Here is a 14,612-nt window from a genome sequence, read left to right as displayed (position 1 = left end):
ACCCTAACTACTTACTTAATGCTATCCACAACCACCTTATAGGTTGGGTCTTCAAGTACATTGACCTCGATGATATCCTGAGCGTTTTTTAGCAAGCGAATACAGTCTTTGCTCAAATGTCTTAAATGTACCTTTTTACCTGCCTTTGCATAGCGTTCGGTAATTTTATTTAGTGCTTCAATCCCGGACATATCGGCGACACGGCTCTCTTTAAAATCGATGATTACTTCGGAGGGGTCATTTTGGACATCAAATTTTTCAGCAAACAATGTGGTCGACCCAAAAAACAAAGGCCCGTATATCTCATAATGTTTTACGCCATTTTCATCTACATGTTTTCTGGCGCGAATCCGTTTTGCATTTTCCCAAGAATAGGCCAAGGCAGAAATAATGACCCCTAACAAAACAGCAACAGCCAAATTATGGGTGATGGCTGTGATCAAGGTCACCAAAACCATCACAATCACATCCGAATTGGGCATTTTTCTGAAAGTTTTAAAGCTAGCCCATTCAAAAGTTCCAATAGCTACCATAAACATTAATCCAACTAGGGCAGCCATCGGCAACTGCTCAATAAGGTTACTCCCGAACATGATAAAAACCAACAGCATCACTGCAGCCGTTATTCCAGATAATCTTGCACGGGCACCTGATGAGGTATTGATCAAACTTTGCCCGATCATGGCACAACCACCCATTCCCGAAAGAAATCCAGAAAGGATATTTGCTGTACCTTGGGCAACACATTCTTTATTTCCACTACCCCTTGTCTCAGTAATTTCATCAATAATATTAAGGGTAAGTAAGCTTTCAATCAACCCAACTCCAGCGACTATTCCTGCATATGGGATGATTATCATAAAAGTCTCCAGAGTAAACGGAACTGTTGGGATTGATAAGGGAGGGAAACTTCCTTTGATACTCTCCCCCTCTTGCATAGTATCTGCAACGGTCAAGGTATCTATTCCAAATCCAAGAACAATTATCGATACCACCACAATGGCCAATAAAGATGAAGGAACTGCTTTGGTAATTTTTGGAAATCCCCAAATAATGACCATGGTCAAAAGGGTAAGGCCTAACATGGTATACAATGAAGCACCAGACAGTAATTCTCCCGTTCCCTTTTCATAAAAATTGGGGAATTGCGCCATAAAAATAATAATGGCCAATCCGTTTACAAACCCAAACATAACAGGGTGGGGAACCAAACGGATGAATTTTCCCAATCGAAGCACCCCTGCCAAAATTTGGATGATACCAGCAATGATTACCGTAGCAAAAACATAGTTTAGAATCGTTGTTGGTTCTATACCGGGAAAGGTCTGTTTAAGCTCCAAAATCAACCCAACAAAAATAACCGCTACGGCTCCTGTGGCTCCGGAGATCATCCCAGGTCGACCTCCCAAAATGGAAGTGACCAAAGCCAATACAAAAGCAGCGTATAACCCCGTTAATGGGGAAAATCCGGGAATCAATGCAAAAGCTATCGCCTCGGGCACTAAAGCTAGGGCAACGGTAAGTCCAGATAATATTTCAGTACGATAATTTACTTTCTGTGAAAAATCAAAAAGATTGAGGTACTTTTTCATCCGTTTAAATTTCAATAATTATCTAATAATAAATTAATTATGAAATTGAGAACGTCTGCAACCGCTACGCTCTCACATTAAAAATTTTAAACATCCCCTTTAATAAAAAAATGTCTAAAATTTATTAATGCTCGTTTCATCTCTTTTGGTTTGAAGCCGGCAAAAATACCAATATTCCTTTAGTAGGCCATAACTCCCTTAATTTTTAAGGATTTAGTAATCTCACCACTGCTTTAGCCCTAATAATCGTTCTCCTAGTGGACTTAATTTGGCAGTTTCGTACTTGTCTCGTTCCCAGTTTCTTGGGTCACCTGGAAAAGCGTAACCCTCTGGAGCGATTCTATTCTTCCAGGAATTTACTCGCCATGATTTAAGTTCTTCATTGTCTTCTTCGGCAGGCATCATTGAAATGTACTGCGCAATCCGCACCTTATCCTTTGATTTATTGGGACGGATGCCATGGGGTTCCGTGCTGTTGAAAATCAGCAAATCACCGGCATTCATTTTTACTTTCACAATCTTATCTTCCAAGCCATCAGTATTAGGTTGAAACCTGTCACGGTCTTCAGGTTGGGTCAATTTCCAGGTGTCGTAATTACGATAAAGCCACGGAATGCATTGAAATCCACCCATATTTTCGTCGGTCTGATCAGCCAACGCCAACACCCCTTGTACATTTTGTGGTCGGGTTTCAGGGTCATAATCCCAGTGAATGAAGCCCTTTTGTTCAAAACCTGGTCGATTCGGAAAATTAAGATTGGCGCGATCTATAGTTGCCCATAACTTCTCGGTCCCCCAAATGTCTACAAAGGCATCATAAACCCTCTGCTCTTGCCTGTTGTTCCATAAATGTTGATGGTTATAGACTTCAACCATTCCCGTTCCGGTCAACTCCTTCATTTTCATTTCTGCTCTGGGAGGGGCATACCAAGTTTCGGGATTAGCTGGGTCTTTCTCTTCAAATTCCCATAGAAAATCTGCTGTGGCCCGCGCCTGTTCAAGAGGAACTGCATTTTTTATAATGATGTATCCATTGTGTATCCAGAAATTCCAGTCTTCTTCCGAAAGCACGCGAAGTGGCTTACCGTTGGACCTATCATTCAATCGTAGTTTACTGCTGGTCGCTGTGGATGGATTGCCGGGAAGCTCTTCATGTGCCTTGTTGGCCATCTCAAGTTTTTCTTCTTTCTCCATGACTATACTTTTTGATTCTAAATTCTATGGAATAAAACTAGTACGTTAAAGTAGTGGTCTCCACCTTCATATTGATATAAATTTGAATTATATTGATATATTATGTCATTTTTTGTACTTTATTGGATATTCAAGTGAAAATTGAAGATTCAGTTAGAGACCATAGCGCCCAATACCAAGAGCCCTTTCCAGCTTTTGCACCTTCCTCGATTGAATCACCTTTTCTATTGGCATTTTCATCCCGAATATGAATTGGTCTACATTGAAGGTGCCAGTGCTACCAGACATGTGGGGGATAATATCTCGAACTATGAAGAGAGTGACTTGGTCTTTATCGGGTCCAACATCCCACACCTGAATTTCGACTATGGGGTACAAACTGATTACATTAAGGAAGTCCTGCACATAAAACCCAATTTTAAGGAAAACTTATTACTCAATATTCCCGAGCTAGCGAACATTCGTGAACTTTTTGAAAGGTCTAAACACGGAATTGTTTTTACCGGGGAAACCAAAAGGCTGATTGGTGAGCGACTAAAAAAGTTATATAGGCTCTCTCCTTTTGAGTTGTTTATGGAAAACATTCAAATATTAAAGGAATTGGCCCATAGCAATGATTATTTTTTGTTGCACGATCAACCTTTTGTCAATAGATATAGCAAAAAGGAACAGGATCGACTTAGAAATATACATGAGTTTGTGGATAAGCATTACCAACGAAAAATTGCTGTTGAAGAAGTGGCACAACTGTGCAATTTGGGGAAAGAGGCCTTTTGCAGGTATTTTAAAAAAACCACTGGAAATACATTTACCAACTTTTTGAACCAATATAGAATCAGTCAGGCCAAGAGACTTTTATTGATAGGTAAAAATGTAGGGGAAACCTGTTACGAATGCGGTTTTGAAAGTCTATCTTACTTTAATAGGACCTTCAAAAAGATAAGTGGAGAAAATCCTTCAGATTTTAAAAAGCAGTATTCGAAATATCAAAAAGTGAAAAGCTAATTGTTTCAAATAAAAAAACCGCCGCAGATTGAGGTATCTGAAGCGGTTTTTAACTAAATAACCAACCAAAAAACTTGTCTAAGTAGTCGACTACTCTATTTTTTACTTACATTTTTCTTTGTCGGGACACGTTTTTTATAGAATTTTTAACTTTTGAACGTTTCTTGCCCGTTGTTTTTCCAGATTTCAAATATTGAATGTATCCCCTTCCCTTGAATTCATAAACCGTTTCACTGGCCACATGATACAATTCAATAGTACTATCATTAATAACGTAAACCTCAAAATAATCATTGCCCAAAAAGTCGTAATCCAATGTTAAAGTTTTGAGTGATGCATCGTTAGCCACATCAAAAACCTCAAAATTGCCCTCGTAATCCCAAACCAAATTGGCAAGCGATGTGCCTATTCCATCTACAGATGACCTAAAGCTTTCATCAGAGAAAAACTGAAGGTAGTTTTCATTATCAAACTCATTCACTGCCCCTACCTCACTGGTATATGTTTTTTCCCAGACCTCATATTCCTGCAAGAAATAATGGATATTGTCATAAAAGACCATGTCGTAATCAAAGTTGCTTTTTTGATATCCGCGAAGCACATAGGAAGTATTGGAACGGGTATCAAGCAATTCTATAGTACTACCATTGATGGCATATACTTCCAGTAACCAAAGGCCGTCCACATCATGGTCGATTTCCACAGCTCCTGTGAGGGTATCATAAACTCCAACATCAATCCCTAATCCACCCCCGGTTTTTCCAATTCCTACCATATTGTTGTTGGCGTAGACAGTTCCTCTATCAAATGATATGGTAAAAGCACGTTGCAAAAAAGGCACCTCTCCATTTCCCTTTGTAGCATTTATATCAACATACCAAAGGTCAAACGACTCAAGTGCCAGAGCGGTATTGATAGGGGATTCTTCAATAAAATCGTCCTCAATAACTACTTCGGTATAGCATGAGCTCACCAATAATCCTATAAATAATGTTCCAAATAGTAGTTTTCCAATTCTCATAGTTCTGGGCTTTTGATTCAATAGGTTAGGACCAAGCATTGTGCCAAAGTCATAATGTATTAATAATCAATGTTTTACATATTAAAAATTAGATTGTTTAGCTTTACGCCATAATTTTTGTTGATGACTGAAAAACCTCGATTTGGTGTTTTGGGAGGAGGTAGTTGGGGAACTGCCATAGTAAAAATGCTCTCCGAAAATTTAGATAATGTAGCGTGGTATATGCGGAGTGTATATGTAATTGAGCACCTAAAAAACGAAGGACATAACCCTAATTATATTAGTTCTGCGGAGTTTGATGTTTCAAAACTCCAACTGAATAATGAAATCAACGAAGTGGTTGAAAATTCGGATGTGCTCATTTTTGCCATTCCTTCCGCTTTTTTGGAAGGGGAACTCGAAAAACTGACCAGTTCGCTAGAAGGCAAAATTATTTTCTCGGCCATTAAAGGAATTGTTCCAGAGAGTGGATTGATTGTCGGAGAACATTTTCATGACATTTACCAAATCCCTTTTGAAAACATTGGTGTCATTACCGGACCATGCCATGCCGAAGAGGTTGCCCTGGAGCGGTTGTCCTACCTCACCATAGCCTGTGCCGATGCTGCCAAGGCCGAAATGGTAGCTAACAACCTTAAGAGTCATTATATCCGCACAAAGATTTCCGATGATATTATTGGCACCGAATACGCAGCCATGCTCAAAAACATTTATGCCATAGCTGCAGGAATTGCCCATGGGCTTCGATACGGGGACAATTTCCAAAGTGTCTTGATGAGCAATGCCATTCGAGAGATGAAGCGTTTTATTGGCAAAGTGTATAAAATGAAACGCAACATAAACAACTCCGCTTATTTGGGAGATTTATTGGTTACAGGCTATTCCACATTTAGCCGCAATCGTATGTTCGGAAATATGATTGGCAGAGGCTATACGGTAAAAAGTGCTATGATGGAAATGAATATGGTCGCCGAAGGTTACTACGCCACTAAAAGTGCCCATTTGCTTATGGAAAAGTTGGAAAAAAAGTCCAAAATCCCCATTATTAATGCGGTCTATCAGATTCTCTACCAAGAGAAAAATCCTAAAAAGGTGTTTAAAAAGCTAACTGAAAAACTGGATTAAAGTCAGTTCAATAGCACCTCATCGCTTATGCTTTTCCCTCGAGGAATGGAATTGTCCTGAATGTCTATGGTCATGGCATCGTATGATTTTATATGCGATTTGTTGACGATGTATGATTTATGAACCCTTCGAAAATTATCAGGCAGCACCTGCAACGCGGATTTTATGCTGCCATAACTGGTAATCTTTGATTTGTCGGCCAAGTGATAGGTCACATAATTTCCAAGGCCTTCAACAAAAAGTATGCTTTCAAAAGGTACACGATGGGTCTTTCTATTTGAGCGAATCTCCAAAATCTCGGTTTCCAAGCTCTCGTTTTTATCATGCTCAATGGCCCACAGTTGAAACAATTTTGCGCCCAACACCAATAGAACGGTAGTATTTATTAAAACAATGGCCCTTACCAACATCATTATACTAAACAGTCCCGAACTTGAATCATTCAACAATAATTCCTCATAAAATAGATGGATAAAAATTCGCTGCAATATTCCACCTATAAGCAATGCGATGGCATATCCCGCAAAAAACTCCTTGAACTTTCGTTTCAACAAAAAACGGGGCAGAAGAAAGTAAATGGTAAAATAAACCGCCAATATGCGAATGGGCAATAAAATAAACTCCAAATAAAACGAAGCCAAATATCCTTCTTCACCTACCCATATCAATCCAAAAAGCACATAATATAGCATCCAGAAAATGGCATGGGTCGCTACTCTGGAGTTAAATAGATAAAAATTGTTGGTTGATTTCACGTAAATCAAATTTCAAATCATGGCAAGGCTTGCATTGACATAAAAATAGGCTGCCTTCGTATAAATTGTCCTTCATCTAAAAATAGGCAATCTAATTTTAAGGAAAACTTAAATCATCAGCATGAAATCAAAAAACGAACTATATATATTAGGTATCCTTTTCCTATTTTCAACTTTTTCCCTTAGCTCCCAAATTTTAGGAAGGAGAAGTTCCTGGGAAGCCAGTATCAAAGGTCCGGAAGGAGGGCTCCCAGGCTCTAAAATCATAGAGGTAAAAGCTAATTCTCCTCTGGGAAAAGCAGGTTTCTTGGTTAATGATGTTATTATTGAGGTTGATGGAATCCCAATTTCAGATGGAGAAATTTGGAGTGAAGTTTCTTATGGTCTTCGGGCAAACAAACCCACAAAAATTAAGGCCATTAGAAATGGGGAATTGATTGAAAATACCACGCAGTTCAATCCGTTGGAAAAAGAAAACCACCCCGGACTGGATACCTATTACGAAGAAATCACTAGTCCATATGGTATCACCCAACGCATCATTATCACCAAACCAAAAAAGGCCGGCAAACAACCCGCCATTGTATTGATCGGGGGACTCAGTTGCTCCAGTATTGAAACCTACCCTGAAAGAAGGGGAAATTGGGTACAAACCATTAAAGATTTGGTTGAAAAATCGGGTATGGTGGTCATGCGCATCGAAAAACCTGGGGTTGGCGATAGTGAAGGAGATTGCAGTCAATCCGACTTCAAAACTGACATTGAAGGTTTTCGAACCGCCATCAAAAAACTAAAGACCAAACCTTACGTGGATTCTTCCAGAATCATAGTTTACGGTTCAAGCATGGGAAGCGCCCTAGCTCCACTTTTTGCTAATGAATTTGATTTGGCCGGAGTCATTTCCGATGGCACTTTCTTTAAAACATGGTACGAGCATATGCTGGAAATAGAACGCAGGCTTCTGCAATTTAGAGGCAATACAGAATCTGAAATTGTAGAAAAGATGAACAAATACTACATCCCTTTATATTATGGTATGCTCATTGAAAAAAAGACGTATCAGGAAATAGTTGATGCTTATCCTGCTTTAGAAGCGTACAATTACCACTCCGCAGCACATATGTATGGTAGACCTGTAGCCTATTATCAACAACTGCAAGACTTTGACCTTGCTGGGCAATGGGAAAAACTAAAAGTTCCTGTTCGAATTTTGCGGGGTACCAACGATTGGATCATGTCCTCGTATGACAATAAAATGATTATTGACGTTCTAAAAAGAAATGGACACAAAGACCATATCCTTTACGAATATCCTGGCTTAGACCATTGGAATACCATTCACGAAAGCCCAAAAAATTCTTTCGAAGGAAAACCAGGAAAGTGGGATGAGGGAACCATTAATCTTATTATTGAATGGGCGCAAGAAATGGCAGGTTTAAAATCTTAAGCACGTTCCAATGAAAAATTGGAATGTGAATCCAACTCGACTAACAGTTTTTCCTTAAAGGATTGTATTTGCTTTTTGTCGTATCCATACGCTTTTTTGAATTCAGCTAAAACGGGGTCCATGTATTTACGAACACTATCAATATCGAAGTACAGGCGCCCCGTTCTTCTTATAAAGAAGTCCAAGGGGCTAGCTGCCATTTCGTTTGCAATAGTGAATCGTGTCTCAGCTAATATCATGCTGGCATAAACATCCTCATTTTTCTCGGAGGAATAGTCCTCCAAGATGCTATCGGTCTGTTTGCCATAGGTTGTCACCAAGTACCACGCATCATGCTCCGTAAACCCATCTGCTTGAATACGTTCAAACACTTGGGCTATGTATTTTTTTACCTGCTTGTACTTTTTAAAGTCACTTCCACAAAGTGGAATCTTATCGGTTACGCACGGTTCAACTTCAACCCCATAATCCTCTTCCATTTTTTTAGTAATACGATTGACCACCCGCTCAGCCATTTTTCGGTATCCTGTGAGTTTACCACCAGCTATGCTGACCAAACCAGAATCGGAAGTGAAAATCTCATCCTTTCTTGACAACTCCGACGCAGACCTACCTTCTTCATGAATCAAAGGACGCAATCCCGCCCAAGACGAAATAATATCTTCCATTTCGAGATTAATGGAAGGAAACATATTGTTTACAGCAGAAATCAAATAGATGGCATCGGCCAAATCCACTTGAATATTGTCCTTGTCCGAATCATAATTGGTATCCGTAGTGCCGACATAAGTGACCCTACCTCTGGGGATAGCGAACATCATTCTGCCATCTGGAATATCAAAATATACAGACTGTTTTACGGGTAGTTTTTCCTTTGGAAACACCAAATGTACCCCTTTGGTCAGATGTAATCGTTTTCCTTTTTTGGATTTGTTTATGCTTCGAAGCTCATCTACCCATGGTCCTGCTGCACTGATCACATATTTCGATTTTATCTGGAATTCATCTCCTGAAACCTCATCCTTCACTTTAACACCAGCTACTTTTTCTTCATTATAAATAAAATCGACAACCTTGATATAGTTTAGTGCCTCCGCACCAAATTGAAGACTGGTCTTAATATTTTCTATGGTAAGTCGAGCGTCATCGGTGCGATATTCAGCATAATAGCCTGCCCCGTTCAAAATCTTCTTAGGTAAAAGCGGTTCCAATTTGAGCGCCTCTTTTTTCTCCAACATTTGCCGTTTGTCATCGCCTGTTACTTGAGCCAGAATATCATAAACCTTTAACCCAATTGAAGTCAACCACTTGCCATAAGACCCCCCTTCAATCAAAGGCAACAACATTTTCTCGGGTAAAACCAAATGGGGTGCCAATTTGTGTACAATAGCCCGCTCCGAGCCTACTTCTTTCACCAGCCAAAAATCGAACTGTTTCAAATAACGCAACCCACCATGAATCAATTTGGTGGATTTACTACTCGTTCCCGAAGCAAAATCACCTTTTTCCAAGAGCAGTACTTTCATACCTCTTGAGGCGGCATCCAAAGCAATTCCTCCGCCAGTTATGCCTCCTCCAATGACCACTATATCAAAGTCGATTTTCGAAACTCGATCTAGCGTCTTTTTTCTATCTAGGTTGGAAAATCTAAAATGCTCCTTCATACACATTGATTTGAAAAACAGCAAAATGAAAAGATAAACAAAAGTACTTGCTTGGGGAAGGGTCTTAAATTAAGTTTCCATTAATTTCGCTTGGTGAACTCATATTCCCGTTCTACTCGACAAACCCTAACCTTATACCAAGAATACCATTTTTTGATTCCATTCTGTTGTGCTACTTTGTGGTCTATATTGGCCTTCCAATTGGCAATGGCTTCCAAACTTTCCCAATAGCTAATGGAAATTCCGATATCATCTCTTGCGCTTTCAAAATCGATAAACCCTGGCTGCTTCCGGGCCAGTTCCTCCATGTCAATGGCCATTTGGTTGTATCCATTATTTCCTTTGGTCCGAGTATTGGTGAAAATAACCGCGTAATAAGGCTTTTGTAGTTCCATTAATCTATATATTCCTTTTCCATAAAGTAATTGACCAAAGCTTCTTTCATCAAAACCGCCTGTTCACCAGCCTTTAAAGGTGGAAGCTGTTCTTTTATTTTGTAGTGGGGCCATCCATCTTCATCAAAAAAGTCAAAATCATAATACCCATAGGGTTCCAATAACCTGCAAATAGCTATATGCATTAAATTGACCTTTTCATCCTTTTTAAAATTCACATGTAATTTTCCCAGTTCCTGAACACCCACCAAATAAATGATTCCGTCCAAATCCAAAGGGTCTCCATCAGAAAATTGTGTTGATAGTTTTTCGACCAAAAATTGCCATCGTTCTTTGAGTTTTTCGTCCCTGGACATATGCGCGTTTAGGTATCTCAAAGGTACAAATCAATATCCTATATTTGTCAAAAACAGCATTATGAGCTTTTTGGATATTGTTATCGGTATTCTTTTGGTTTGGGGGTTATTCAAAGGACTCAAAAATGGGCTTTTTGTTGAAATTGCCTCGCTGATAGCACTGATCGCAGGGATATATGGCGCTATTCACTTTTCTTACATTGCTGGGGATTATATTACAGAGCGAATGGACTGGAGCGCATCTTATGTGAACATCACCGCTTTTCTCATTACCTTTTTTGCCATTGTTTTAACTGTGCATTTTGCTGGAAAATTCCTGACTAAAATAGCTGATTTTGCCATGTTAGGGTTTTTAAACAAGCTTGCAGGGGGAGTCTTCGGTGTTTTAAAGGTAGCCATCATTATCGGGGCATTACTTGTTTTTTTTGAACGTCTTACGTCCTCCTTCAATTTTATAAATGAAGAAACCAAGAAAGAATCCATCTTTTATGAACCGGTAAAGGAAATAGGCGCTTTTGTTTTTTCAATGGTCCTAAAGAAAGAAAAGAAAACTATAAGGCCTGACCATAATATTGAAATCTGAGTTCGGAGACCTTGTTGTATTCAATATTCCTTTTCTTCCTTGTATAAAATGTGCATTTTCTTCGATGAATGAACCTGTATTCCAAACACTTGTAGGCCTACAATAATATTTTTACTTCTCATCGGTTAAATTCATCATCCTATGGATAATCTATGGCTTATGGACAAGCACCTTATAGATTAGCCTTTGAGAACAAGTGGGATTAGAGAACAAGTCCCAATCAACACCCCGAAAATGAAAAAAATATGTTACGCTTTTTTAGCTGTGGCCTCCGTCATAGTGCTAAGCATGTGCAGTGAATCCCCCACTGTAGAAGAAGAAATAGACCTTACCGGGTCTTATGGAAATCAAAAAATTGTTATTGATGCTTCGGAAATGGAGCATGAAGTCCTTGAAAAAGTCAATAAACACCGCACCTTCATTGGTGCAAAAGCATTGATTTCAAGTTCTTCCTCCTATAAATATGCAAAAGATCACAACGCTTACATGATTTCTAAAAACAAATTAAGTCATGATAATTTTGATACCAGAGCTTCCAACATTGCTTCAGAAATCGACGCAGTTGAAGTCGGTGAAAATGTTGCTCGATATTATACATCAGCAGAATTGGTTGTAGATGGATGGCTCAATAGCGAATCGCATAAAAAAACCCTTGAAAAACCATTTACACATACAGCACTGAGCGTACAATTGGATAAGGAGGGACGGCCGTATTTCACCCAGATATTCATGAAGGTGGAATCGAACGATTAATATCTTAGTTTTAATATTAGTGAAAGAAGGCCTGCAAATTGCAGGCCTTTTTTGTTAAAGCCTATGCTGCATTGAAGGTTTTTTATACCTTTCACAAAATCATAGTAGAATGGCGATACACCCACCTTTTAATCTCAATAAATGGATTGAGGAAAACCGTGATACCCTAAAACCTCCTGTGGGCAACAGAAACCTGTATAAAGATGCGGGGGATTATATTGTTATGATCGTAGCCGGGCCTAATGCCCGAAAGGATTACCATTATAATGAAACTGAAGAGTTGTTTTATCAACTGGAAGGGAATATAGAGGTGCATATTCAGGAAGATGGTCAAAAGAAAACTATGCAGCTGGGGCCCGGTGATATGTATTTGCATCCTGCTAAAGTCCCTCATTCCCCAGTTCGCCATAAAGGGTCCATTGGTTTGGTTGTTGAGCGGAAAAGGGCTGACATGAACGTTGATGATGGTCTACTCTGGTTCTGTGACAACTGCAATCATAAATTATACGAAGCCTATTTTACTCTTCATGATATCGAGAAAGATTTTCTGGGACATTTTGAACATTTTTATGGTTCCGAAGAATTGCGTACCTGTGATAATTGTGGCACAGTAATGCCTGTTGACGAACGTTTTATAGCAAAAGATTGATTATGCTTATAGCTGCAAAAATTTTTATACTGCTTGTTGCAATTTTACATCTGTATTTTTTATGGTTAGAGATGTTTGCCTGGACCACCAAGGCAAAGAAAGTATTTCGCTCTTTTCCCGAACACTTGTTTGAGCCGACAAAAGCGCTGGCTGCTAATCAAGGTTTGTACAATGGGTTTTTGGCGGCAGGATTAGTATGGTCCTTACTTATTCAAAATCAGGAATGGCAGTTCTATACTGCCCTGTTTTTTTTGGGATGTGTTACCGTGGCCGGAATTTATGGCGCCCTTACTGCTTCCAAAAAAATATTTGTGGTACAAGCGCTTCCTGCCCTTATTGGAATTTTGCTTTTAATGCTCAATCATTTGCTGTAAAAAAGTAGTTACACTCTCTTTCTTTATTAGTATTTTTGAAAAATATAACAATTCATACTTAAAAAGTTATAAATGTCAAAAGTTGCAAAAGCCTTTGGAATGGCAGAAGCCCTAAAACAACTTGGGCTAACGGAGATAAACCACGGTACCTCAACCGGTTCGGAAAACTTTGGTTCTGGGGAAACTATCGAATCGTTTTCTCCTGTGGATGGTGCTCTTATCGGAAAAGTCAGCACTACTACCGAAGCGGATTACGAAAAAGTGATGGATTCAGCATCTTCGGCCTTCTCGGAATGGCGTTTGATGCCAGCTCCGCAAAGGGGAGAAATTGTTCGACAATTCGGCGAAAGACTACGTGAACTTAAAGAACCTCTTGGAAAATTGGTTTCCTATGAAATGGGAAAATCATATCAAGAAGGATTGGGCGAAGTTCAGGAAATGATAGACATCTGTGATTTTGCAGTTGGCCTTTCCAGACAGCTACACGGTTTGACCATGCACTCCGAAAGACCGGGGCATAGAATGTATGAGCAATATCATCCTCTTGGTATAGTCGGGATCATATCCGCATTCAACTTTCCGGTCGCTGTATGGGCCTGGAATACCGCTTTGGCGTGGATATGTGGAGATGTTTGTGTTTGGAAACCTTCGGAAAAAACTCCAATGTGTGGAGTGGCCTGTCAAAACATAATAGCGGAAATCTTAAAGAACAACAATCTACCTGAAGGGATTTCTTGTCTTATCAATGGAGATTACAGAGTTGGCGAGTATTTGACCAACGATAAAAGAATTCCTCTGGTCTCTGCTACAGGCTCCATCCGTATGGGAAAAATTGTGGCACAAGCGGTAGCTGCCAGATTGGGAAAATCACTTTTGGAACTTGGAGGCAACAATGCCATTATAGTAACTCCGGACGCAGATATTAAAATGACAGTAATCGGTGCTGTCTTCGGAGCTGTAGGTACGGCCGGGCAACGCTGTACATCTACCCGTAGGCTAATAATTCATGAATCAATATATGACCAAGTAAAGGATGCTATTACGGACGCCTACAAACAACTGCGTATTGGCAACCCACTTGATGAAAACAACCATGTTGGACCACTAATCGATACGGATGCCGCAAATATGTACGCCAATGCACTTGAAGAGGCCAAAAAAGAAGGCGGAAACATTTTGGTTGAAGGTGGCGTGCTAACTGGCGAGGGTTATGAAAGTGGATGCTATGTAAAGCCAGCCATTGTTGAAGCAGAAAACTCTTTCAAAATTGTCCAAGAGGAGACTTTTGCTCCCATTTTATATTTATTGAAGTATTCCGGCGATGTGGAAAGTGCCATTGCCCAACAAAATGGGGTGGTTCAAGGCTTGTCCTCTGCCATAATGACCAACAACCTTAGAGAAGCCGAACGCTTTTTATCAGCTTCTGGTAGCGATTGTGGTATTGCCAACGTAAATATTGGGACTTCAGGAGCAGAAATTGGCGGAGCCTTTGGTGGCGAAAAAGAAACCGGAGGTGGACGTGAAAGTGGCTCTGATGCTTGGAAAGTTTATATGCGGAGGCAGACCAACACAATAAACTATACAACTGAACTTCCTTTGGCACAAGGAATAAAGTTTGACCTATAAAAAGAAAAGCCGCCTATTTTACGACCAAGATGAAATAGGCGGTTTTATAAACCAACTTAACTAACTCAAATGT

The 14,612-nt window shown here is 39.7% G+C and carries 15 protein-coding genes; 8 read left to right on the top strand and 7 right to left on the bottom strand.

All coding sequences use genetic code 11. From position 1 onward, the window contains the following. Positions 1–11: 11 nt before the first annotated feature. Both E4661_RS09095 and E4661_RS09090 read right to left on the bottom strand, forming a co-directional pair. A complete protein-coding gene (locus E4661_RS09095) occupies positions 12–1,592 on the bottom strand; it encodes a SulP family inorganic anion transporter (protein WP_136466522.1) in 1,581 nt (526 codons plus the stop codon). A 222-nt stretch (positions 1,593–1,814) separates the two neighbouring features. Beyond that, positions 1,815–2,786 carry a phytanoyl-CoA dioxygenase family protein gene (locus E4661_RS09090; RefSeq protein WP_136466521.1) on the bottom strand — a complete coding sequence of 324 codons (972 nt, stop codon included), beginning with the start codon at positions 2,784–2,786 and terminating at the stop codon, positions 1,815–1,817. Positions 2,787–2,927: 141 nt separating this feature from the next. On the opposite strand from E4661_RS09090, the gene E4661_RS09085 reads away from it, so the two are divergent. Next, entirely contained in the window at positions 2,928–3,791 is an 864-nt protein-coding gene (locus E4661_RS09085; RefSeq protein ID WP_136466520.1) for a helix-turn-helix domain-containing protein, read from the top strand. Between the two features lie 106 nt (positions 3,792–3,897). On the opposite strand, the gene E4661_RS09080 is transcribed toward E4661_RS09085, so the two are convergent. Next, on the bottom strand, positions 3,898–4,812 hold the full coding sequence (locus tag E4661_RS09080; RefSeq protein ID WP_136466519.1) for a nicotinic acid mononucleotide adenyltransferase: 915 nt from the start codon (positions 4,810–4,812) through the stop codon (positions 3,898–3,900). A gap of 123 nt (positions 4,813–4,935) precedes the next feature. Here E4661_RS09080 and E4661_RS09075 point away from each other — a divergent pair, with 123 nt between their 5' ends. Then, positions 4,936–5,937 (top strand): NAD(P)H-dependent glycerol-3-phosphate dehydrogenase, encoded by a 1,002-nt coding sequence (locus E4661_RS09075; RefSeq protein WP_136466518.1) that lies wholly within the window; start codon positions 4,936–4,938, stop codon positions 5,935–5,937. Between the two features lie 2 nt (positions 5,938–5,939). Here the strand turns inward: E4661_RS09075 and E4661_RS09070 are convergent, their stop codons facing one another. Next, a complete protein-coding gene (locus E4661_RS09070) occupies positions 5,940–6,692 on the bottom strand; it encodes a LytR/AlgR family response regulator transcription factor (RefSeq protein WP_136466517.1) in 753 nt (250 codons plus the stop codon). Positions 6,693–6,813: 121 nt separating this feature from the next. Between E4661_RS09070 and E4661_RS09065 the strand changes: the two genes are divergently transcribed. Further along, positions 6,814–8,139 (top strand): serine aminopeptidase domain-containing protein, encoded by a 1,326-nt coding sequence (locus E4661_RS09065; protein ID WP_136466516.1) that lies wholly within the window; start codon positions 6,814–6,816, stop codon positions 8,137–8,139. On the opposite strand, the gene E4661_RS09060 is transcribed toward E4661_RS09065, so the two are convergent. From E4661_RS09060 to E4661_RS09050, 3 genes are all read right to left on the bottom strand, one after another. Next, a complete protein-coding gene (locus E4661_RS09060) occupies positions 8,136–9,803 on the bottom strand; it encodes a glycerol-3-phosphate dehydrogenase/oxidase (protein ID WP_136466515.1) in 1,668 nt (555 codons plus the stop codon). The genes E4661_RS09065 and E4661_RS09060 overlap by 4 nt on opposite strands. 80 nt (positions 9,804–9,883) lie before the next feature. Further along, complete coding sequence (locus E4661_RS09055; RefSeq protein WP_136466514.1) at positions 9,884–10,198, bottom strand: antibiotic biosynthesis monooxygenase family protein; 315 nt, start codon at positions 10,196–10,198, stop codon at positions 9,884–9,886. Continuing rightward, the gene (locus E4661_RS09050) at positions 10,198–10,554 is read right to left on the bottom strand and encodes a hypothetical protein (RefSeq protein WP_136466513.1); all 357 of its coding nucleotides are present in this window, start codon (positions 10,552–10,554) and stop codon (positions 10,198–10,200) included. The genes E4661_RS09055 and E4661_RS09050 overlap by 1 nt, the downstream gene beginning before the upstream one ends. A gap of 61 nt (positions 10,555–10,615) precedes the next feature. Between E4661_RS09050 and E4661_RS09045 the strand changes: the two genes are divergently transcribed. From E4661_RS09045 to amaB, 5 genes are all read left to right on the top strand, one after another. Next, complete coding sequence (locus E4661_RS09045) at positions 10,616–11,137, top strand: CvpA family protein (RefSeq protein ID WP_136466512.1); 522 nt, start codon at positions 10,616–10,618, stop codon at positions 11,135–11,137. Between the two features lie 234 nt (positions 11,138–11,371). Then, positions 11,372–11,890, top strand: a complete 519-nt coding sequence (locus E4661_RS09040) for a CAP domain-containing protein (RefSeq protein ID WP_136466511.1) — start codon at positions 11,372–11,374, stop codon at positions 11,888–11,890. Between the two features lie 109 nt (positions 11,891–11,999). Beyond that, positions 12,000–12,539, top strand: coding sequence for a 3-hydroxyanthranilate 3,4-dioxygenase (locus tag E4661_RS09035; RefSeq protein ID WP_136466510.1), 540 nt, complete (start codon positions 12,000–12,002; stop codon positions 12,537–12,539). Between the two features lie 2 nt (positions 12,540–12,541). Beyond that, on the top strand, positions 12,542–12,913 hold the full coding sequence (locus E4661_RS09030) for a DUF1304 domain-containing protein (RefSeq protein WP_136466509.1): 372 nt from the start codon (positions 12,542–12,544) through the stop codon (positions 12,911–12,913). A 72-nt stretch (positions 12,914–12,985) separates the two neighbouring features. Continuing rightward, positions 12,986–14,539: an L-piperidine-6-carboxylate dehydrogenase gene (amaB, locus tag E4661_RS09025; RefSeq protein WP_136466508.1), complete on the top strand. Its 1,554-nt coding sequence runs from the start codon at positions 12,986–12,988 to the stop codon at positions 14,537–14,539. Positions 14,540–14,612: the final 73 nt, after the last annotated feature.

Origin of the sequence: Flagellimonas onchidii (assembly GCF_004804315.1) — a bacterium.
Taxonomy (GTDB): domain Bacteria; phylum Bacteroidota; class Bacteroidia; order Flavobacteriales; family Flavobacteriaceae; genus Flagellimonas; species Flagellimonas onchidii.
Note: the sequence above shows the minus strand (reverse complement) of the source record. Positions and strands in the feature narration are given on the sequence as shown.

What these genes read in the sequence shown, in the direction of transcription:
- E4661_RS09065 (WP_136466516.1), top strand. Translation starts at nt 6,814, where the DNA reads ATGAAATCAAAAAACGAACTATATATATTAGGTATCCTTTTCCTATTT.
- E4661_RS09050 (WP_136466513.1), bottom strand. Translation starts at nt 10,554, where the DNA reads ATGTCCAGGGACGAAAAACTCAAAGAACGATGGCAATTTTTGGTCGAA.
- E4661_RS09055 (WP_136466514.1), bottom strand. Translation starts at nt 10,198, where the DNA reads ATGGAACTACAAAAGCCTTATTACGCGGTTATTTTCACCAATACTCGG.
- E4661_RS09090 (WP_136466521.1), bottom strand. Translation starts at nt 2,786, where the DNA reads ATGGAGAAAGAAGAAAAACTTGAGATGGCCAACAAGGCACATGAAGAG.
- E4661_RS09095 (WP_136466522.1), bottom strand. Translation starts at nt 1,592, where the DNA reads ATGAAAAAGTACCTCAATCTTTTTGATTTTTCACAGAAAGTAAATTAT.
- E4661_RS09030 (WP_136466509.1), top strand. Translation starts at nt 12,542, where the DNA reads ATGCTTATAGCTGCAAAAATTTTTATACTGCTTGTTGCAATTTTACAT.
- E4661_RS09080 (WP_136466519.1), bottom strand. Translation starts at nt 4,812, where the DNA reads ATGAGAATTGGAAAACTACTATTTGGAACATTATTTATAGGATTATTG.
- E4661_RS09060 (WP_136466515.1), bottom strand. Translation starts at nt 9,803, where the DNA reads ATGAAGGAGCATTTTAGATTTTCCAACCTAGATAGAAAAAAGACGCTA.
- E4661_RS09035 (WP_136466510.1), top strand. Translation starts at nt 12,000, where the DNA reads ATGGCGATACACCCACCTTTTAATCTCAATAAATGGATTGAGGAAAAC.
- amaB (WP_136466508.1), top strand. Translation starts at nt 12,986, where the DNA reads ATGTCAAAAGTTGCAAAAGCCTTTGGAATGGCAGAAGCCCTAAAACAA.
- E4661_RS09045 (WP_136466512.1), top strand. Translation starts at nt 10,616, where the DNA reads ATGAGCTTTTTGGATATTGTTATCGGTATTCTTTTGGTTTGGGGGTTA.
- E4661_RS09075 (WP_136466518.1), top strand. Translation starts at nt 4,936, where the DNA reads ATGACTGAAAAACCTCGATTTGGTGTTTTGGGAGGAGGTAGTTGGGGA.
- E4661_RS09040 (WP_136466511.1), top strand. Translation starts at nt 11,372, where the DNA reads ATGAAAAAAATATGTTACGCTTTTTTAGCTGTGGCCTCCGTCATAGTG.